Genomic DNA, 2301 nt, shown 5'->3' with positions numbered 1-2301 from the left:
AGCTCAGTAGCCAGGGCTTGTAACTGTTTCTCGTCCATCTTTTCACCTGTTTTAGTTGATAAATTAAACATATCAAAAACAGGCAATTACACAAATTTAGAAACAGGGTCTAGCCTTAACTACTACTATCGGCTATTTGTAATAGTGCCGTTCTGACATCCGTCCTCCTAAATCACAATATTTGCGGTCAGATTACGGGGCACACCGTTCTGATCCGCTACGATACCTGTTAATACATTGGTAATATCCACCGCGTTGGCCATATTCTGTACCAAATATTCATAGCCCGGTAGGTCACCAAAACTATCGTCATAAGGCCGTATATCCAGTTGCGCCATGCCCGAGGAAACGTTAATAATATTCGGATATTTTTTCTGTCCCGGTGTGGTCACCAAATTGATGTAAGAACAGGCCGTGAATTTGGGCTGCGCCCCCTCCCCCACACTATCTTTGCCCACGATGCCCCACCAGTCTTCGCCCACGTTGTCCGGCAGGATTTTGGGAGCATAACTGCCCTGAAATTTACAGCCGTAAAAATTCACTTTGCCCGAACTGTTACCGTATACCATGTAAGTACTCCAGCGTACCCATGTTTTCGGATCAAAGTCTGCTGGAGCACTCGGCGTTCCAGGGTCATTAACTCCCTCACAAATAAATTCCAGTCCGGTACACTCCAGTACTCCCCCATTTTGTGGGGCGGCCGCCATGTTGGCATAAACCTGAATGCTTTCGTTATAACCCACCTGCACATAAATCTTGGGCCGGACAACTGCATCCCTTACCCACCAATGGTAGGAACGCCGTTCCGGGGTCACTTGAGGAACCTTATTTCCATCAATGTAGGGGTCACCATACGCCAGAATCTTCCGCGTTGCCCCGTTCGACACGGCAAAACTGGGCCAGAGATACTCACCCCCACAGCGTAAATAAATATTGTTACTCTGATCGTCCAGTACTTTTTTTAGTGCCTCCTGCAGAGTTTTTAACGGCTGCTTCTGCGAACCCGGATTTTTATCATCACCAGCTACGGAATCGACGTACAGCTCGGACACATCCTTCGACGCTTGTTGTCCGTAATACAGCCCGTCTGGACGTAGAGTAAGCAGGTTGCCCTTATCCAATGACACAACGACACTAAGTGGACTGGCTGTCGTACCGTTGCCGCTTAACGTGCCGTTGGTACTGACCGCAATCTTATTGTTCAGGCTGTTGATCAGAGTGTTAATCACATTGGCGTTCGCTACTAACGCGTTCATGATTTTTTGTAGGTCTAGATCCAGACATGACCCACTCTGGCCGTTGCCAGTGATAAAGCCACTCCCCCCCACACAGACGCTGATTTTATCGGCAAGTGCCTGCTGGATAGCAGACATCGGCAGAGTCACTGCATCGCACTGGTTATCAATCTTAATGTGCAGCCCATTGTTGTCCATCGTGATACTGTCAATGACTTTCCAGCATACCCGGCTAAAATCCATATTGAGCGGTACATCATCACCGTTCCCGGTAAAAGGGCTGTCGCGGTCAATTTTCACCTTACGCAATGCATTGGCGTCGATTGTCACTGTCGTGCCGTCTCCGCGTACCAGCTCAATGTCCCCGGCACTGTTGACACTGCCACTGACCAACTGGGTGTCCGCCAAGAGGGTTTCCAGATCCACATTGACCTGACTACCGTCCCCGAGCGTCAACACCAGTGTATTGTCTTTGGTGAGCACCGCATTGGTCAGAGTCTTTTTCGCTATCGCGTCCGCCACTGCTGCGGTCAGATCCACCGTATGTACAGTACCGTCTTTCATCGTCAACGATACGCTGAGGGCACTACTGGTCAGACTCTGCGGCGCAATAGAAGCCAGATTAATATCATGAGTTACGCCCGCCTGATCCACTAACCGGATATCCGTGCCGTCAAAGGTCAGCGCGTCAATACCAGGTATGGCTATCTGTCCTGATTGAATGGCCTCTTTAACTAACGCACTTAAGTCCTCACAACGCACGATGCGCGTGGCTGGTGCCAGCACGTTGCCTTGACAGTTGAGCAGGCCTGCCTGTAGTTCATTGCAGATAATCTTCTGGTTAATTACCGACTGGATATAATCGATGATCCACCCTGGGTTCATCCCTGGCGGACAACAGTTAAACATACCTGGATTCATACCCGGTGGACAAGAGTTATACATGGTACCTCCTACGTTTTTTCATAATCATAATTAGTGTCAATTTGATGTGTTTTTCTACTGAACAGAAAAAATATAAAAACACTATTTTATTCCAATCCAAAATTTGGAATTTAGTTTCTAT

At 48.2% G+C, this 2301-nt stretch carries 1 protein-coding gene; it reads right to left on the bottom strand.

Annotated elements, in window-relative coordinates; genetic code table 11:
• Nucleotides 1-167: 167 nt before the first annotated feature.
• On the bottom strand, nt 168-2180 hold the full coding sequence (locus tag AACX68_RS06265) for a hypothetical protein (protein ID WP_228860827.1): 2013 nt from the start codon (nt 2178-2180) through the stop codon (nt 168-170).
• Nucleotides 2181-2301: the final 121 nt, after the last annotated feature.

It is taken from the genome of Xenorhabdus sp. PB61.4 (assembly GCF_963894935.1).
GTDB classification, from domain to species: domain Bacteria; phylum Pseudomonadota; class Gammaproteobacteria; order Enterobacterales; family Enterobacteriaceae; genus Xenorhabdus; species Xenorhabdus stockiae.
This window is presented reverse-complemented; position numbering and strand designations above follow the sequence as displayed.